19 protein-coding genes are annotated in these 17,049 nt (G+C 66.8%); 13 read left to right on the top strand and 6 right to left on the bottom strand.

Going from position 1 to position 17,049, the window contains the following annotated elements; all coding sequences use genetic code 11:
- The first annotated feature begins 63 nt into the window (after nucleotides 1-63).
- A complete protein-coding gene (locus ABZ827_RS09680; RefSeq protein ID WP_357235144.1) occupies nucleotides 64-666 on the top strand; it encodes a hypothetical protein in 603 nt (200 codons plus the stop codon).
- Between the two features lie 95 nt (nucleotides 667-761).
- Here the strand turns inward: ABZ827_RS09680 and ABZ827_RS09685 are convergent, their stop codons facing one another.
- Nucleotides 762-1,013, bottom strand: a complete 252-nt coding sequence (locus ABZ827_RS09685; RefSeq protein WP_357235147.1) for a Smr/MutS family protein — start codon at nucleotides 1,011-1,013, stop codon at nucleotides 762-764.
- A gap of 330 nt (nucleotides 1,014-1,343) precedes the next feature.
- Between ABZ827_RS09685 and ABZ827_RS09690 the strand changes: the two genes are divergently transcribed.
- The 8 genes from ABZ827_RS09690 (at nucleotide 1,344) to ABZ827_RS09725 (ending at nucleotide 8,201) form a co-directional block, all read left to right on the top strand.
- Complete coding sequence (locus tag ABZ827_RS09690) at nucleotides 1,344-2,570, top strand: cytochrome P450 (RefSeq protein WP_357235150.1); 1,227 nt, start codon at nucleotides 1,344-1,346, stop codon at nucleotides 2,568-2,570.
- On the top strand, nucleotides 2,567-3,301 hold the full coding sequence (locus ABZ827_RS09695; RefSeq protein ID WP_357235153.1) for a TetR/AcrR family transcriptional regulator: 735 nt from the start codon (nucleotides 2,567-2,569) through the stop codon (nucleotides 3,299-3,301). Before ABZ827_RS09690 ends, ABZ827_RS09695 begins: the two co-directional genes overlap by 4 nt.
- 226 nt (nucleotides 3,302-3,527) lie before the next feature.
- Nucleotides 3,528-3,947 carry a hypothetical protein gene (locus ABZ827_RS09700; protein WP_357235156.1) on the top strand — a complete coding sequence of 140 codons (420 nt, stop codon included), beginning with the start codon at nucleotides 3,528-3,530 and terminating at the stop codon, nucleotides 3,945-3,947.
- A gap of 373 nt (nucleotides 3,948-4,320) precedes the next feature.
- A complete protein-coding gene (locus tag ABZ827_RS09705) occupies nucleotides 4,321-4,839 on the top strand; it encodes a helix-turn-helix transcriptional regulator (RefSeq protein WP_357235159.1) in 519 nt (172 codons plus the stop codon).
- Nucleotides 4,839-5,402: a DUF6036 family nucleotidyltransferase gene (locus ABZ827_RS09710; RefSeq protein WP_357235162.1), complete on the top strand. Its 564-nt coding sequence runs from the start codon at nucleotides 4,839-4,841 to the stop codon at nucleotides 5,400-5,402. The genes ABZ827_RS09705 and ABZ827_RS09710 overlap by 1 nt, the downstream gene beginning before the upstream one ends.
- A 106-nt stretch (nucleotides 5,403-5,508) precedes the next feature.
- Nucleotides 5,509-6,411 carry an alpha/beta fold hydrolase gene (locus ABZ827_RS09715; protein WP_357235165.1) on the top strand — a complete coding sequence of 301 codons (903 nt, stop codon included), beginning with the start codon at nucleotides 5,509-5,511 and terminating at the stop codon, nucleotides 6,409-6,411.
- A 113-nt stretch (nucleotides 6,412-6,524) separates the two neighbouring features.
- The gene (locus ABZ827_RS09720) at nucleotides 6,525-7,166 is read left to right on the top strand and encodes a dihydrofolate reductase family protein (RefSeq protein ID WP_357235168.1); all 642 of its coding nucleotides are present in this window, start codon (nucleotides 6,525-6,527) and stop codon (nucleotides 7,164-7,166) included.
- Nucleotides 7,167-7,397: 231 nt separating this feature from the next.
- The gene (locus ABZ827_RS09725) at nucleotides 7,398-8,201 is read left to right on the top strand and encodes an alpha/beta hydrolase (RefSeq protein ID WP_357235171.1); all 804 of its coding nucleotides are present in this window, start codon (nucleotides 7,398-7,400) and stop codon (nucleotides 8,199-8,201) included.
- On the opposite strand, the gene ABZ827_RS09730 is transcribed toward ABZ827_RS09725, so the two are convergent.
- Nucleotides 8,182-8,400, bottom strand: a complete 219-nt coding sequence (locus tag ABZ827_RS09730) for a hypothetical protein (protein ID WP_357235174.1) — start codon at nucleotides 8,398-8,400, stop codon at nucleotides 8,182-8,184. The two genes, ABZ827_RS09725 and ABZ827_RS09730, sit on opposite strands and share 20 nt — an antisense overlap.
- A 197-nt stretch (nucleotides 8,401-8,597) precedes the next feature.
- On the opposite strand from ABZ827_RS09730, the gene ABZ827_RS09735 reads away from it, so the two are divergent.
- Nucleotides 8,598-9,641: a methyltransferase gene (locus tag ABZ827_RS09735; protein ID WP_357235177.1), complete on the top strand. Its 1,044-nt coding sequence runs from the start codon at nucleotides 8,598-8,600 to the stop codon at nucleotides 9,639-9,641.
- A gap of 137 nt (nucleotides 9,642-9,778) precedes the next feature.
- On the top strand, nucleotides 9,779-10,978 hold the full coding sequence (locus ABZ827_RS09740; protein ID WP_357235180.1) for a cytochrome P450: 1,200 nt from the start codon (nucleotides 9,779-9,781) through the stop codon (nucleotides 10,976-10,978).
- A 19-nt stretch (nucleotides 10,979-10,997) separates the two neighbouring features.
- On the opposite strand, the gene ABZ827_RS09745 is transcribed toward ABZ827_RS09740, so the two are convergent.
- Both ABZ827_RS09745 and ABZ827_RS09750 read right to left on the bottom strand, forming a co-directional pair.
- Nucleotides 10,998-11,867 (bottom strand): helix-turn-helix transcriptional regulator, encoded by an 870-nt coding sequence (locus ABZ827_RS09745; RefSeq protein ID WP_357235183.1) that lies wholly within the window; start codon nucleotides 11,865-11,867, stop codon nucleotides 10,998-11,000.
- Nucleotides 11,868-12,050: 183 nt separating this feature from the next.
- Nucleotides 12,051-12,983, bottom strand: coding sequence for an aminoglycoside phosphotransferase family protein (locus ABZ827_RS09750; protein WP_357235186.1), 933 nt, complete (start codon nucleotides 12,981-12,983; stop codon nucleotides 12,051-12,053).
- A 139-nt stretch (nucleotides 12,984-13,122) separates the two neighbouring features.
- Between ABZ827_RS09750 and ABZ827_RS09755 the strand changes: the two genes are divergently transcribed.
- Together ABZ827_RS09755 and ABZ827_RS09760 are read left to right on the top strand one after the other, a co-directional pair.
- Entirely contained in the window at nucleotides 13,123-14,043 is a 921-nt protein-coding gene (locus ABZ827_RS09755; protein ID WP_357235189.1) for an alpha/beta hydrolase, read from the top strand.
- A gap of 85 nt (nucleotides 14,044-14,128) precedes the next feature.
- Nucleotides 14,129-14,779 carry an O-methyltransferase gene (locus tag ABZ827_RS09760; protein ID WP_357235192.1) on the top strand — a complete coding sequence of 217 codons (651 nt, stop codon included), beginning with the start codon at nucleotides 14,129-14,131 and terminating at the stop codon, nucleotides 14,777-14,779.
- 28 nt (nucleotides 14,780-14,807) lie between these two features.
- Here ABZ827_RS09760 and ABZ827_RS09765 read toward each other — a convergent pair whose 3' ends face one another.
- Both ABZ827_RS09765 and ABZ827_RS09770 read right to left on the bottom strand, forming a co-directional pair.
- Nucleotides 14,808-16,235: a DUF2252 domain-containing protein gene (locus tag ABZ827_RS09765; RefSeq protein WP_357235195.1), complete on the bottom strand. Its 1,428-nt coding sequence runs from the start codon at nucleotides 16,233-16,235 to the stop codon at nucleotides 14,808-14,810.
- Nucleotides 16,236-16,302: 67 nt separating this feature from the next.
- Nucleotides 16,303-17,037, bottom strand: coding sequence for a dienelactone hydrolase family protein (locus ABZ827_RS09770; RefSeq protein ID WP_357235904.1), 735 nt, complete (start codon nucleotides 17,035-17,037; stop codon nucleotides 16,303-16,305).
- Between the last annotated feature and the right edge of the window lie 12 nt (nucleotides 17,038-17,049).

Here is a 17,049-nt window from a genome sequence, read left to right on the forward strand (position 1 = left end):
TGGCGTTGATTGCGGCGTAATCTTGTAATCAAGTAATCCGCTAGTAAGCGAGAAGGTGATCCTATGAGGCACGGACATCGGGGCCGCGGCTTCGGCCGGCCGGGTGGCTGGCAGCAGGCCGATCTGCCCGAGGCGACAGATGTGCCGGAGTGGTTCGCGGGTCGTTTGCCGAGTGACTGGTTCACCGGCCCGCCCGCCATCGAGATCGACCGCGACGAGATCGTGGTGATCGGCGAGCTACCGCTCCCGCGGCCGGATGTCGCATCCGGCGAGAAGGGATCCGCGGAAGGGGAGGCATCCACGGTTCCGGAAGCGACGAAGGAAGGTGCTGTCTCCCGGTTCCGGGAGTCCACTCGGTCGGCCCGGATGCAGATCGCGGACGAGGCGCAGCACCGGTACGGCCGCAGTGTGGCGTGGGGTGTCTCGATCGAAGGCCGGCGAATCCTGTTCACGCACTTGGCGGTACCGGTGATGACGCGGCTGCGGCAACCGGAACGCAAGGTGCTCGACACCCTCGTCGACGCGGGTGTCGCGCGCTCCCGGGCCGATGCGCTGGCCTGGGCGGTGAAGCTGGTCGGCGAACATACCGAGTCGTGGCTGGAGGAGTTGCGGGCCGCGATGCGTAAGGTCGATGACCTGCGTTCGGAAGGTCCGCGAGGCGTATAGCGCCGGCGCGTGGTCCGGCACAGCAGGCCTCGTGTCCCTCGAGGGGTTCCTTGTCGCGTCGCCGTGAAAGGAAACTCGAAGGCGTCGAGAGCCGGTCAGAAATGAACGAGAATCCGGCCCTCGTTGCCCGGATCCGCCTCGACGCGCCGATAGAACTTCTTCAGGCTCGCCTGGGAAAGTTTCGCCAGCACACGACGTTTCAGGGTTCCGGAACCCTTGCCCGGAATGATCTCCAGCAAGCCGACCTTCTGGGCGGCCGCACGGAACACGGCGTTGCGCACCGCATTGTCGATATCGCGATCACTCCGGAAAATCGGGTGCAGATCGACTGTCAGCTTTTCGGTCACCCTGAACTCCTGATATCTGCGCTCGGCCGACCTGCCTCGTCGTCGGCCGGCGAAGGTGATCGTGCCTTCGGCAGAGTAGTAGGCGCCTCGCCGATACGCGGCCGCTGGTTCCTCCCGGGAGGGATAAACCGGACCCTCGCGTCGCCGTGGTGGTGGCGGCAGGCGCCGGCCATGTAGGCCGCCGCTCCCGGCAGGGGTGATTGCCCACGAGTAGCTTCCTGGGCCGGGCTGCTGGTTGGCCAAATAAGTGAACGCAATTTACTAAAAGGTGTTCACAAATGAACTGTGGTGTGGTTCACTCCAGGAACAGCGTTTCCGAAGGAGGCATTTGTGACCGCACCGTCCCTGTCCCACGACTTCGATTTCACCGACCCCGACCTGCTCGCCACCCGGCTGCCGATCGAGGAATGGGCCGAACTGCGCCGCACCGCACCCGTCTGGTGGGTCGACCAGCCCGACGGTGTCAGCGGGTTCGACGACGGCGGCTACTGGGTGGTCAGCAAACTCGACCACATCAAGGAGATCTCCAAGAACTCCGAGGTCTACTCCACCAACGCCAACACCGCCGTGATCCGCTTCAACGGCGAGATCACTCGCGACGAGATCGATATCCAGCGCGCCATGCTGGTCAACACCGATCCGCCGGAACACGACAAACTCCGTCGCATCATCTCCCGCGGCTTCACCCCGCGCGCGGTCCAGAGCTTGCGCGACGCCCTGCACGAGCGCGCCGAACGTATCGTGCACGAAGCCAAGAAAGCCGGCGGCGGCGATTTCGTCGAACAGGTCGCCTGCGAACTCCCCCTGCAGGCCATCGCCGAACTGCTCGGCGTGCCGCAGGAAGACCGCGGCAAACTCTTCGAGTGGTCGAACCAGATGATGGGCTACGACGACCCCCAGTACGCCGACAGCTACCGCATGGCCAACGCGCAGGTCATGGGCTACGCCTGGAACCTCGCCGAGGAACGCCGCGGCTGCCCCGCCGACGACATCATCACCCAGCTGCTCAGCGCCGATGTCGACGGTGAGGCACTGAGTTCGGAGGAATTCGCCTGGTTCGTCATCCTGCTCGCAGTGGCCGGTAACGAAACCACCCGTAACGCCACCACCCACGGCATGAAGGCCTTCATCGACAACCCGGACCAGTGGGAGCTGTACCGGGCCGAACGCCCGCGCACCGCCCCCGACGAGATCGTCCGCTGGGCCACCCCCGTCATCGCCTTCCAGCGAACCACCCTGCAGGACACCGAAATCGGCGGCCAGGCCATCAAGAAGGGCCAGCGGGTGGGCCTGTTCTACTCCTCCGCCAACTTCGACGAGGATCATTTCAAGGACCCGTTCGCCTTCGACGTCACCCGCAACCCGAACCCGCACGTCGGCTTCGGCGGCACGGGCACCCACTACTGCGTCGGCGCGAATCTGGCCCGCCTGCAACTGGACCTGATCTTCAACGCGATCGCCGACGTGATGCCCAACCTGCGTGAGGTTTCCGAACCGGTTCGGCTACGGTCGGGGTGGTTGAACGGAATCAAGAGCTGGCAGGTCGAATACGAATGACACCACCCGCGCGGCGGGGCCGGATGCCCGCGGTCAGCGACGCCGATATCCGGCACGCGGCCGCGGGGCTCCTGGTCGAGCAGGGAGCCGAGGCGCTGACCCTGCGCGCGATCGCGCGTGAACTCGGCATCACCGCCCCCGCCCTCTACCGCTACTACGCGTCCCGCGAGGAGTTGCTGGCCGCGCTGCGCCGCGATATCTGCATCCGGCTGGCCGACGACCTCGGCGCCCAGGTAGCCGAGCTACCCGACGACGGAGTGGTCCGGCTGTTCGCGGTCTGCCGTTCCTTCCGGCGCTGGGCCCTGGCTCACCGCAACGAATTCACCCTCGTCTTCGCCTCCCCGGCCGCCGGCGGCCCGGATACGGTGCGCCGGTTCGACGAATCCTTCGGCCTGGTCTTCCTGGAAGCCGCAGGGAAGCTGCTCGCGGCCTACGACCTGGCGACTCCACCGGTCGAATCGATCCCCGAAGCGCTGCGCAAGGACCTGCTCGCGTTCCAGGGTGAGCTCCTCGCGCTGCTGGCGGGGTCGGACCAGAAGTTCCCGGCCGAGAAGTTCGATCTCGGGGTGGCGTATCTGATGATGACGGTATGGGTCCGGCTCTACGGTCACGTGACGCTGGAGGTTTTCGGCAATTACCCGATGCCGGTGAGCGACCCGGACGTTCTGTTCGACGCGGTCCTCACCGACCTCGCCGCCGGAATGGGTCTCGCGGCAGGTGACGCAGGGTAGATCCAGGCCTGGGCACCGTCGACGACTGCGACCGGGCATCGGCCAGAACGTATGGTGCTCCCGTCTCCCGGTTACGTTGGTAAGCCCTTGGAAAGGGTTGCGGTAAGGGAGGATTGCGAACCTCGAAGCACAGTGCAACGCACACCGGGCAGCCCGGACGCAGAGCCAGTAGCGACACAGAGCTCTGTTCCAGGCTGTTCGTACTGAAGTGTTTCGGGAGGAACAGATGAGGAAGTCCAAGTTCGCTCGCGCCGCGGCTCTGCTCAGCGGGCTCGCGGTCGTCGGGGCGTCGGCGGTGGGTACGGCGGGGACCGCATCGGCATCGAATGACGGTGGATGCGGTGAATTCGTGCACGCCTCTTACGCGTGCGTCACCCTGGATGATGGTGTCGTCAATTACAGCGGATTCACCGATTACACCTATGGCTCCGGCACAGTGCATTTGATGCTGTGGGACTACACGCAAGAACCGGGCGGTGTGGTCGTATTCACCACCGATTTCCCGATCGCCACCGACGGCCCGCACTACTACCAGCCCGGCGGCCTGGCCGATCCGAGTCCGGGCCACGATTACAAAGCGGAGATGCGAGTCCGCTGGGACGACGGCAGCGAAAACCGCTACCTGAGCCCCGACCTCATCGTCTGAGCCATATACCGGAATCGCGAATCGCCTCGGTGGTCCACTCGGCGGCCCGATCCCTCTTTCCCTGGGGATCGGGCCGTCCCGCCATTGCGTAGGAATCCGCGCCAGATTCGCTGGGGCACTTCCCATGCGCTAATGCCTACCGCAGGCTTATCTCGAGCATCGCATCCAAGACCAGCAACGCTGGTACGGACCTCGGGTGGCGGGTATCAGTGGTCGATCAATTGTCCAGTCGAACGCATCGTGAATTCGAAAGCCGGCGCGCCGATTGCCGATCTCATGCCGCGCCGAGCCGCGCCGGTACCTGGAGCCGAGGCGGTGGGAGCCTGTTCTCCCGTCGCTCGACGGCTATAGCATGGTGCGCTATAGTTCCTGCATGGTCGGCCGGAGTGAAGTACTACGCGAGGTAATGCTCGAGACGGGGACAACCCAGTCGGAATTGGCGCGGGTGAGTGGCGTCCGGCAATCCAGCATCAGTCAGTGCCTGTCGGGCAAGGTGAATCTGAGCGATGAGCAGTTGGACCGGCTGTTGTCGTGCATGGGTTACCGGCTCGAGGTGATTCGGCGCGCTGTTCCCCCGGACCTCACCCGCTCCGAGCGCCGCTCGTGGATGTTGCATCGGAGGCTCTCGGCGCATCTGACCGAATCGGACCTCGAGGGTTGGCGGCCGCGTATCGAACGCAACCTGCAGAGGCTCCGTGCCGGAGTATCCGGTCAGCCCCATCTGCGTAACCTCGACCGCTGGGAGTCGATGATCGAACACGGTGATGTTCTCGCGCTTCACAGGGCCCTCACCGGTTTGGACCGCGAATCCATCGAAATGCGGGAGGTTTCACCGCTGGGCGGGCTGTTGCCGCCGGAGGAACGGTCCACCGTGCTCCGTCTGGCGAGTTGATGCGCCGCCATCAACTCGAGCATGCGATCCGGACGGCGTGCCAGATCATAGGTCGAACCGAGGTGATCGTGGTGGGCTCGCAATCGATCCTCGGGACCTTCCGGGAGGACGAGCTACCCGCCGATGCAACCATGTCGCTGGAAATAGATATCTTGCCGATTGCAGTCGACAACGAAGAAACGGCACGGCTTGCGGACCTCATCGAGGGCGTGGCCGGAGAGTTCTCGCCGTTCGAAGACCTCCATGGGTTCAGTATCGATGGCGTGGATATGGAGACTTCCGCGCTTCCGGCCGGCTGGCGCGGCCGATTGGTCAAGGTGCAAAACGCCAATACGGCCGCACCTTCGGGTGCGCCGCAGTTCACCGGATGGTGCCTCGACAAGGAAGATCTTTGTGTAGCGAAGTTGTGCGCGCTGCGAGAAAAGGATCAGAATTTTGTTTCTGCGCTGGTAGAGGCCGGTTTGGTCGACCCAGGTGCTATCGCGCGCCGACTGCCGACTGTCCCGGACCGGTACCGTCCTGGCGCGGAACGCGCACTCGACTGGATCGCTGCCCGATGGTGACCGAATGCGGTTCCGCGTGGCATACACATGCTCCGGGTCGTCGTGCTCAGGGTGACTCGCGGGTAAACGGGTGATGGGCTTTCGCGACAAGGTGAGGCGGGGTCTGATGCGTTGTTTGCGGGTGGTGGTGACGCGGATCGTAGCGGTCACTATGGTGGCTGTGGGCGGGGTTTCGTGCGGTGGAGAGGTTGCCGAAGGGCCCGTTCTCCAGGGGCGTGCGGACACGATGAAGGTCGTCTACGGGGACCATGTGGACAACTACGGGATTCTGCATCTGCCGGAGGGGGAGGGGCCGTATCCGGTGGTGGTGATGGTGCACGGGGGTGGGTGGCTGGAGGATCACGATCTCGGTTACTTCGAACCGCTGGCGGCGTCGCTGGCCGAATCCGGGGTCGCGGTGTGGAATATCGAGTATCGGCGGGTGACCGGGGAAGGTGGGTGGCCGGCGACCCTGGCCGATGCCGATGATGCCACCGAGTCCCTGGCTACCGTCGTTCAGCAGGCGGCGGGTGGGCGGCTCGATCTGGGGCGGGTGCATCTTGCCGGGCATTCGGCCGGTGGGCATTTGGCGGCGTGGATCGCGGGGCGGCACACACTCGGGGCGGGAGCTCCCGGGGCGCGGCCGCGGATCCGGCCGCGGAGTGCGACCATCATGGCCGGTGTATTCGATCTTGCTCTGGCGGTGCGCAAGGGGCATGACGAATTCGTCGAGGGGTTGCTCGACGGGGCGCCGGCGGAGCAGCCCGCGCGGTATGCCGTCGGATCGCCGATCAGGCATCTGCCGGTGGGGATTCCGGTGGTCGCGGTGCACGGGTCGGCGGATACGGTGGTGGATCCGGTGCAGTCGCGGAACTATGTGCGGGCGGCGCAGGCCGCGGGTGATCCCGCGCGGCTGGGGTTGCTCGAGGGGGTCGGTCACGCGGATTTCGGCGATATCGATTCGACGGCGTGGGCCAGTGCCCGGGCGATCATTCTCGAACATGTGACAGGGGCGCACGCGCACCGGTGAGTGGCGGTTTCGTGCCGAGGGCGCCCACGGTTGGGGTGGGTGGCGTCCACAGATGATTTTCGGGGCGCGGAGAGGTCATAACCAGCGACGGATCGCTGCGAAAGGACAGACCGATGAAGCTCACGGCGCACGAATTCCTGACCCTGGACGGGGTGATGCAGGGGCCCGGTGCCCCCGACGAGGACGTCAGCGGGGGGTTCGAGCGGGGTGGGTGGCAGGTGCCGTTCACCGATGACGAGGATTTCGGGCGGATCGTCGGCGGGTGGTTCGAACAGGTCGAGGAGTTCCTGCTCGGGCGCAATACCTACGACATGATGTACGGGTACTGGTCGCAGGTCACCGACCCCGGCGATATCGTGGCGACGAAGTTGAACGGGTTGCCGAAACATATTGTCTCGGCCACGCTTGCCGAGGCCGAGTGGCGGAACGCGACCGTGATCGGCGGGGATGTCGTCGAGCGGGTGCGGGCGCTGAAAGAACGGCCGGGTGGCGAACTGCAGGTGCACGGGAGCTGGCAGTTGGTGCGCACGCTGCACGCGGTGGGGTTGATCGACGAGTACCGGCTGATGGTGTTTCCGGTGGTGGTCGGTCCGGGGAAACGGCTGTTCGACGCGGACTCGTCGGCGTCGGGATTCACGCTGGTCGACAGTGCGGTGACCGGTTCGGGGGCGATTTATCAGGTGCTGCGACCCGCGGGGTTCCAGGCCGGCCGGTATCTGGTCGAGGGGGGTCGTGAGGTTTCCGAGGTCGACTGAGCGCCGGTCCGCGACTGCGTGACGAGGGTTCCCGGCCGAGGCGAGCCCGGTGATCGCCGACGGCTCCGGGAGGTTTGTTCCAGCCGCCGGTAGGCGGGCGGATGAGAGACGAATCGACTCCTTCCCGCGATCGCGGGGCTAGAATCAGTGGCCGTATCACCTGTGCGGCGCAGATCTCCGCGCCGACCTGCTCGACTTCGTGAGAACCGATCGAGACCGGACAGGGAAACCATGACCACATTCCGCACTCTGCGCGTTGCGTTGTTCACTCTGATCATTGCGTTGACCGCGGCGTTGGGCGGTGCGATTCCCGCGGCCGCCGCCCCGCTGCCGACCGTGGTGCTGGTGCACGGTGCCTTCGCCGACCCCACCGGCTGGGACGGTGTCGCCGAGCGGCTGCGCGGGCAGGGGTACCGGGTGGTGACACCGGCCAACCCGCTGCGTGGGCCCGCGCACGATGCCGCGGCCATCCAGTCGGTTCTCGACACCGTGGAGGGCCCGATCGTGCTGGTGGGCCATTCGTACGGGGGCTTCGTGATCAGTAATGTGCACGACCCCGATGTCGTGTCGATGGTGTATGTCGCGGCGTTCGCGCCGACGCAAGGTGAGGTGGCGCAGCTGGCGCTGGATCCGATCCGCTTCCCGGGTAGTGAGCTGCTGCCGCCGACACTGCAGGTGGAACTCGTGGACGATCCGCAGGGGCCGATGGGCCGCAACCTCGACGGGTACGTCGCTCCGGATCGGTTCCACGATGTGTTCGCCCAGGATGTCGACGACGCCACCGCCGCCGATATGCTCGCGCACCAGCGTTCGATCGCTGTCTCGGCCAACCTGGAACCGTCCGGCCCGCCGTCGTGGGCGGGGGTGCCGAGCTGGTATCTGGTGTCGGGTCAGGACCGGGTCATACCGGCGTCGTCGCAGCGGTTCATGGCGGGCCGGATGGGCGCGCAGACCACCGAGCTCAACTCGTCGCACGCCTCGCTGGTCTCTCATCCCGATGAGGTGACAGCCGCGATCACGACCGCGGCGGGCTGACCGGCCTCGGGCCGCGCTGCCCCTCGTTGTCGTCGGCCATCGGTTCGGACCCAGCCGTCGAGGACCGTCGGCGCCGGTGCCGATGGCGGCGCACGGTGAGCTGATCGGTGCCGAACAGCTGGGCGCCTTCGCGCAGCACAAGACCGGTGACCGACTCCGCGTCGAACGGGAGAGGGGTGAAACTTCGCGCGAGGTGCATCACCCGACGGATAGCCGAACGGTATGAGCCAGAACCGGTTTCGGCGCGCTAGGGTCGTTGTCGTACCTGGGGGTCGCCCGGACCCGGAACGATTTCGGCCGATGATCCCCGCTGGGTCCTGTGCCGTTCGGTGAATCGATTTCGGCGCGGCGCAGGAGGTCGAGTGGGCTCCACGCGGTCCCGCTGAAAGGAAATCCATGGAGAACGCACCGGTGAACGAAACAGCGGGCCCCGAGATGCCGCCGGAATCATCTGTCCCGGCGATGATGCAGCTGCTCGGCGGTTTCCAGATCTCGCAGGCCGTGTACGTGGTGGCGAAGCTCGATATCGCCACCCAACTCGACGACGGTCCCCGGAGTATCGGCGATCTCGCGGCGAATTGTGGTGCGCGGCCCGAATTGTTGCGCCGGCTCGTCCGGAGTCTGGCTCCCCTCGGTGTCTTCCGTGGACTGGACGGGGACATGGTGGAGACCACGGCCATCGGCGCCACGCTGTCGTCCCGGCGCCCGGGTTCGCTCCGGGATATCGCCCTGTACTGGATGGAGACGCATTACCTTCCGTTCAGCGAGCTGCTGCACACCGCACGCACCGGCGAGCCGGCCGCCGAACGGTACCTGGGGCAGCCGTTCTTCGACTGGGTGGTCGAAACCCCCGGTATGGCGGACTTGCAGAACCGTGGGATGGCCGGATTCACCGGCGGGCTGCGCGATCGGATGTTCGAGGACTACCGGCTTCCCGCGGGCGATACCGTGGCCGATATCGGGGGAGCCGACGGCACCATTCTGGCCCGTCTGCTGAATTCCGAACCTGCCCGGCGCGGAATCCTCTTCGATCTGCCCGAGGTGGTCGAGGTGGCGCAGAAGAAGATCGCGGAACTCGGGATGGCCGATCGCATCGAAACCGTCTCCGGGGACTTCTTCGAGTCCGTGCCGCCCGCCGATGTCTATGTGATGTCCGCGGTCCTGCACGACTGGGACGACGCTTCCTGCGTCCGCATCCTGGAATCCATCAAGAGCGCCGCGGCGCCGGGCGCACGGCTGGTTCTGATCGAGGGCGTGGTTCCGGCCGGCGACGAACCACACACCACCAAGCTGATCGACCTGACCATGCTCGCCCTCACCACCGGAAAGGAACGCAGCGCCAACGAGTTCGAAGAACTGCTCGCCTCCGCCGGGTTCACCCTCGATCGGATCGTTCCCACGCGGGAACAGTATTCGTTCATCGAGGCACGCTTACCGTGACGCCGGCCGCGCGATGCCGAATTTACGGTTGGGTGCGCGGGAATATCGGTAGGCGGCAGGAAGTACGGCACCGTTTGTGCGGTATCGGCCGGCATCGGAAACTGGCCCGGACAGCCCGATAGCCCCAGGGAGGCAATATGTCCGATTCGCTTATCCAGCTCCCGACTCCCGGTGAGCCCATGCTGACGACCCACGAGCGCATCATGAAGGCCGGTGAGATCGTCCCGGTCGAACTGCCCGGCGGTATTCCCGCGTGGATCGCGGTCAGCCATCGTGCCGTCAGTGAGATTCTCGACGAGAAGGTCTTCCCCAAGCACCATTCGCGGTGTCCGGCCCTGCACAACGGCACCGTTCCCGCCGACTGGGTGATGCGGCCGCTGGTCGATGCCGAACATATGCTCAACCAGGACGGCGCCGCGCATCGCCGCCTGCGCCAGACCATCAACAAGGCGTTCACCCCGGCCCGGGTGGCGGCCATGGAACCGCGGGTGCAGAAGATCGCCGATGAGCTCATCGACAGCTTCCCCGCGGGCGACGAGGTCGACCTGATCTCGAACTACACCACACCGCTGCCGGTCCGGGTGATCTGCGAGCTGTTCGGGGTGCCGATCGACGAGCAGGCCCAGCTCAAGAACTGGACCCTGACGATCGTCTCGGCCACCGCGACCGGTGAAGAAACGGCAGCGGCCATGGGGGCGATGAGCGTGTACTTCGCCGAACTGCTGCAGCGTAAGCGTGCCGAACCCGGTGACGACCTCACCTCGGCGCTGCTGGCGGCGAACGAGGACAACGATCTCTCCGAAGAAGAACTCATCAACATGCTGTGGCTGGTGATCGTCGCCGGGCACGAGACCACGGTGCATCTGCTCGGTAACGCGGTGGTCGCCCTGCGGGAGTTCCCCGAGCAGCTCGCTCGCGCGCAGGCCGAGAACCGCTGGGCCGATGTGGTGGAGGAGGCGCTGCGCTACCGGTCCTCGGTGGTCGGCGCGATCATGCGCTATCCGCAGACCGATGTGACCGTCGCCGATGTGCCGATCCCGGCCGGCAGCATGATCATCTGGCACGGCGGCGTCGGCCGCGACCCGCTGAAGTACCCCGATGCCGATAAGTTCGATATCGATCACGAGCACAAGGATCAGCTCGCGTTCGGCCGCGGCCCGCATTTCTGCCTCGGTGCCCCGCTGGCGCGCCTGGAGAGCCGGATCGCTCTGTCCACCCTGTTCACCCGGTACCCCGACCTGACCCTCGCGGTGGACGCTAAGGATATCGAGTACACGGTGCAGATCCCCACGGTCGGCCCGGTCACGCTTCCGGTCCGGCTCGGGCCCGCGTCGTAACCCCGTGCGACGAGGTGGGTCACGCCCGCTGCAAGGCGATCTCGCCACGGCGGTGCTGCCGGAACTCCCGGGGCGTCTGCCCGAAACGTTCTTTGAACGCGGCGGAGAACCAGGCGGGCGTGAACCCACAACGGGTCGCGAGATCCGCGATGGACATCGTGGTGCGCGGGTCTTCCAGCATTTCCCGGGCCGCCCGCAGCGCCTCCTCCCGGCGGACATCGCGGAAGGTGGTGCCCGACTCTTGTAACACCACCCGCACTTGACGTTCCGACCAGCCGAGAGCATTCGCGACGGCCGGCAGGCGCACATCGCCGCGGCCGATATTCGTACGCAGGTATCGCCGGATGCTCTCGGCCACCTCGGCTCGGTGCGCGCGCTGCGGTTCGGTTTCTCCGGCCACCATCATGCACAGCAGTTCGGTGATCCGGTCGCAGACCGCGTTGAACTCGCGATCGGACAGGCGGGATTCCTCGGCGTGCGTGCCGCGGATCATGGCGCCGGCTATGCGGCCCAGCCCACGGGTCATATCGAGGATGACGTTCATATGCGCGCGCGGGCGCACGCGATGGTCGAATTCGGTGCGGGGCACCTGTAATGCGTAACAAGCCGATGTGGGGACGTCGACGAGGCACGGGAGCTCCATCCCGGCGACCGCCGCCGTGCCGGCCGTGGTCCGCGAGACATCGTCGCGGAAGCGCAGCCCGAACGAGCCGTGGTCGGGAAGCACCACCCAATAGAAGTCGTCGCCCGGGTTGGTCACGATATGTCTGGCGCCCCGGTTGCAGCGGCGCCCGCCGCGCTGATCCCAGCGCAGCAGGGTGTAGGTGCCCGACCGCTGTGTGGTGAGGTCGGCCTGCCAATCCGGTTCCTCGGTGAATTCATGCGACATCGGGACGAATCCGTCCGCCAAGCCCGAGAACGACTCCGGTCCGCATGCGGGCTCGCTGTCCCAGCGCATAAGCGACGCTCCCATCGATCAGGATCGGCCTGTACTAACTTTTCGCCGATTCGATCAGCGCATCCACCATAATGGCATCGCCGGTTTCCGGCCCGCTGGGTATCTGCCGACCTGTTACGAGAGTGCCGTGACCACATCGCGATACCGGGCCGCGTCGGTGAGCCGGCCGTCCTCGATCGACCAGGCGATCTCTTCGACCGTCCGTAGGAAGGCCCAGGCGCGGGCACGTTCGGGGTCCACCTCGAGTCCGTCGGCGGTCGTCGCGATCACCCGGCGCGCCAGTGCCGGATCCGGTTGGGTCTCGACCTGTTTCATGATGAGGAACCCGGCATCGAAGGCTGCCTCGCCCAGAAACGCCTTCGGGTCGATGAGCAGCCAGGGTTCCCGTTCGGCGGCCACGATATTGCCCAGATGGGTATCGCGGTTGACGATCAGCAGCGGTCCGTCCGGGACGGCCAGCCACGTACACATGTCCCGGGCCCGGCCGGATACCGCCGGCGGCAGGTGGGCGGCCAGTGCCGGAGTGAACAAGTGCTGTTCCCAATCGGAAACGATATCGGCCACCAGCGGCAGCGCCGGAAATCCGGCCGGTATCTGCGCGGGTGGACGGCGCAGCCGGCGGTACAGATCGCAGGCGATCCGGATCTTCCCCGCGTTCTCCGCCCTGCCCTCCAACGGAATTCGCGGCTGTGCGATCAGCGGGGTTCCGGGGCGCGCCCATTCCAGCAGCAGAGCGCCGCTGCCGGGGTCGAAATCGTAGAGGTGAACCGCGCCTTCACCCCGGTAGCAGTGCATACCGGTGGCTTCGCCGGCGTTCTCCTCATCGGGTACCGCGATCTTCAATACCGCGACCGATCCGTCGCCGCGCCGTACCGGTGCGACGAAGGAATGGGTGCCGCCGGCGAACGGCCGCCCGATGAGTTCCAGCTCCCATTCCCGGCACCGCCCGGCCACCACATCGGGTAGCTCGGCGAGCCAGCGGTCGCCCTGCTCCCCGAAGATCGTCCGGATTGTGCGCACTACATCGGGAGGGAGGCCGAGCGTCATCGGACCAGCTTGCGCACCCGGCGCGTGTTCGACAACCCGATTTCCGGATCGTGAACCGCGGTGACGGCCGGCCCCTTCGCGTACGCTGCGGGAGCCGGGTAGATCCGCGCCCGTTCGACAGCGAGAGGATGGCTCGTCGATGCCTTCTGATGTTTTCCACCCCGAACTGCGCCGGGCCCGGCTGCTGCCCCGGTCGATCGTGACCCCGCGCACGCTGCCTCTCATCCGCCGCCTGCAGGTTCGCTCCGGGAAAACGCAGCCGGCGGGCGGAAGGATCGAGCGGATCGACGAGACAGTGACGGCACGAGTCTTCCGTCCCGCCGCGACCGCGGGGCCCGCGCCGGCGCTGCTGTTCATCCACGGCGGCGGCTACGTCATCGGCAACGCCGCGATGGGGGACCGGTTCTGCCGGCTGGTCGCCGACCGGCTCGGGATCGTGGCGGCGTCGGTGGAATACCGGCTCGCACCGGAAAATCCCTACCCGGCACCACTGGAGGATTGCTACGCCGGACTGCGCTGGCTGGCCGCGCAACCGGACGTCGACCCGGACCGTATCGCCATCGCGGGCGAGAGCGCGGGCGGTGGACTGGCGGCGGCGCTCGCGCTGCTGGCCAGAGACCGCGGCGAGGTACGCCCGGTGTTCCAACTGCTGTCCTACCCCATGCTCGACGACCGAACCTCCGCGCGGGCCGACAGCCATCCGCGCCGGATGCGTATGTGGAGCCCTCGGAACAACCGATTCGGCTGGTCCTCCTACCTGGGTGCCGCGGCGACCGGCGAGGTTCCGCCGCTGGCCGTTCCGGGACGTTGCGAGGATCTCGCCGGTCTGCCGCCGGCCTGGATCGGCGCCGGTACCAACGACCTCTTCCACGCCGAAGACCTCGCCTATGCCGACCGGTTACGTGCCGCGGGTGTGCCGTGCGAGGTGTACGAGGTCGAGGGGGCGTACCACGGATTCGATTTGGTCGAAGCCGCCGCGGACGTTTCGCGCACCTACTTGAAGGCGCGGCTCGCCGCACTGTCGGCTGTGCTCGGCGACGGTGACCGGGTGTCCTCCTAGCCGGATAACCGGACTGCGTTTCCGGCGAAAATCGTGGTGCTCGCCGTGCGCGGCGCCCGGGCCGCACGGGTGGCAGACTGCGGGTATGAGTACACCCGATTGGGCGGATGTGGACCGGTACGTGGTGGATCATCTGGTGCGGGATCCCGAGGCGAGTGCGACCCTGGCGGCGAACGCGGAGGCGGGGCTGCCGGCCATCGACGTTTCCGCGGCTCAGGGCAAATTCCTGTATCTGCTCGCCAGATCGGCGGGTGCCCGGCGGGTGCTGGAGATCGGCACGCTGGGCGGATTCAGCACCCTGTGGCTGGCCCGCGCGGTCGGTGACCAGGGCCGGGTGACCACACTCGAATACGAGCCCCGGCACGCCCAGGTCGCACGCGAGAATCTGAACCGGGCCGGAGTCGGGAATCTGGTCGATATCCGGATCGGACCGGCGATCGAGAACCTGCCGCTGCTGGCCGATGAGCGACCGGACCCGTTCGACCTGGTCTTCATCGACGCCGACAAGGTGAACAACAGCAACTACGTGCGGTTGACCCGGCCGGGGGCGGTGATCATCGTCGACAATGTGGTGCGCGGGGGCCGGCTGGCCGATGACGCGTCCGACGACGCCGCGGTACGGGCGGGCCGGGAACTGGTGGAACTGCTGGCCGACGAGCCGCGCCTGGACGCCACCGTCGTGCAGACGGTGGGGTCCAAGGGCTGGGACGGTTTCGCGCTCGCCGTGGTGAACTGACCGAGTGCGAACGGGCTTTCGGGGTCCGCTATTCGCTCACCGGTGCCGCGATGATGCGGCCGTCCGATATCGCGCGCAGCAGTGCGGCGTGGTCACGGGCGCTCTGCTCGGCGTAGTCCTCGGCGAAAGCGGCCATCGCCTCGTCGAAGTCGTCGCCGGACCCCAGATAGCCCGCGAGCGCGAAACGGTCGCCGCCGCGGGCGTGCGCCTGGGCGAGTACTCGTGCGCACAAACGCCCGTAGAGTGCCATCAGGTCGGGTGACATGGTCTCGATCTCGGCGGAACCCTTACCGTCGCGGAGTTGGCGGATATAGAAGTCGCGCGGCACCCCGTCGGCGTCGGGCCCCTGCTGCCAGCCGAGGAATATATCGCTGGCCGCCTGCATGAGCCGCTGCCCGGTCACCACCCGTTCGGCCTGATTCGTGTACGACGGTCCGTCGAGGTAGCGGGCAAGAACCGAGGGCTGTGCCTCCTTGGCCTGCAGGAAGAGTGGATCGCCGCCGGCGCCGCGTAACAGGACGATCCAGCAGCGGGTGCCCACACTGCCCACCCCGACGACCTTGCGCGCGGCGTGCACATAGTCGAACCGGTCGAGCAGGAATCCACGGTCGGGTTGCAGGGTGGCCCGATAGGCGACCAGTCGTTTCGTCATCGTCCGGTGCACCTGATCGGCATCGGCATGGGTGAACAGTTCCTCCACCGGCACGATCAGCGGTGGCATGCTGACGATCCGCGGCCGGCCCTCGGCGTCGGTGGTGGTCAGTTTCGACAGCGCGTGCGCACTGTCGCGGCCCCACGCCTTGTCGATCGTCTTCGCCACCCGTTTCCGGGTCGAGGCATCGAGGACCTCACGGAGTTCGGCCATCTCCCGGGCGGCCTCGATATGGGCATACCAGACCGGAAGCTCGCCGAGTCCGGCCTGATAGGTGATGGTTTCGCGGTATTCGGCCGAACAGGCCCGGACGATCCGGTGGCGGTGTTTGGTCTTGAAGCCGTTATCGCGACCGGCGACCGCCAGGCTCGCGACGAGTCGTTTGACATCCCATTCGAAGGGACCCGGATAGGTTTCGTCGAAATCGTTGACGTCGAAGGCGAGCCGCCGCTCGGGTGTCGCGAACAGGCCGAAATTGCTGAGATGCGCGTCCCCGCACAATTGGGTGTGCAGGCCGGTGCTCGGAGTCCGCGCCAGATCGTCGGCCATCACCAGCGCGGCACCCCGGAAGAACGCGAACGGCGAGGACGCCATCCGGCCGTAGCGCACGGGTACCAGCTCGGGCAGCCGGGTACCGGCCTGGGATTCGAGGAGACCCAGCGGATCGCGGTCGTCGCCGGAATCCACGGTCGCGAGCGCCTCGAATGAGACCCGGTCGCGCTGCCGGGCTCCGTACTCGGTGCGTTCCGTGTGACCGGCGCGTTCGGACACCCGGGGCTCGGCGGCTGAGTGGGGTCGGGCCATGGGCGAACGCTAGGCGCCGGGGGACCGGGCCGTCGTCACCCGTCGCGGGTGAGGCTTTCCCCGGCGCTTACCGCTTCAGGGTGCGGTCGAACAGTTCCCGCAGCTCCCGGTAGTGCCGTTCGGCGCCGGCTTCCTGGTACGAGGCGGTATCGGCCATGGTGTAGCCGTGCGGGGCGTCCGGGTAGACCGCGGTGCGGTGGTCGATACCCGCGGCTTCCAGCGCGGAGTCGAACACGGCGATCTGTTCCGGAGTGTTGGAGCCGTCGTTGTCGGCGTGCCCGGCCAGCACGGCGGCCCGGATCCGGGGAACCTCGGTGAGCGGACTGTCGGTGTCGTCGGTGACGATCCCGCCGGTGTGGAACAAGCCGATCGCGGCCACCTCGTCCGGGCGGTGCGCGGCCAGGCGCAGCGCGATACGGCCGCCGAAACAATAACCGGTCACGCCGACGGCGGTTCCCGTGACGCCGGGCAGTCCGTGCAGGGTTTCGAGCCACACCTCGCCGTCGGCCCGCAGAATCTCCGGGGTGAGTCCGGCCATCCGCTCGGCCACTCCGGAGGAGAAGAACGCCGCACGGGAATTCGGATCGCGCAGGTCGACGGTGGGCGCGAGGTCCGCGGCACTCCCGTCCCGCCAGAAAATATGCGGCGCCAGCACAACATAGCCCCACGACGCGATCCGGTCCGCCATCCGCTCGATCTGCGGACGCAGACCGATCACGTCCTGGTACAGCAGAACACCCGGACCGGACCCGCCGGACGTATAAGCCTCTGCACTGCCACCGGGAAGCGATATCTCGATCATCGTCACGTTTCC

This window comes from Nocardia sp. NPDC019395, from assembly GCF_040632335.1.
Lineage (GTDB): Bacteria > Actinomycetota > Actinomycetes > Mycobacteriales > Mycobacteriaceae > Nocardia.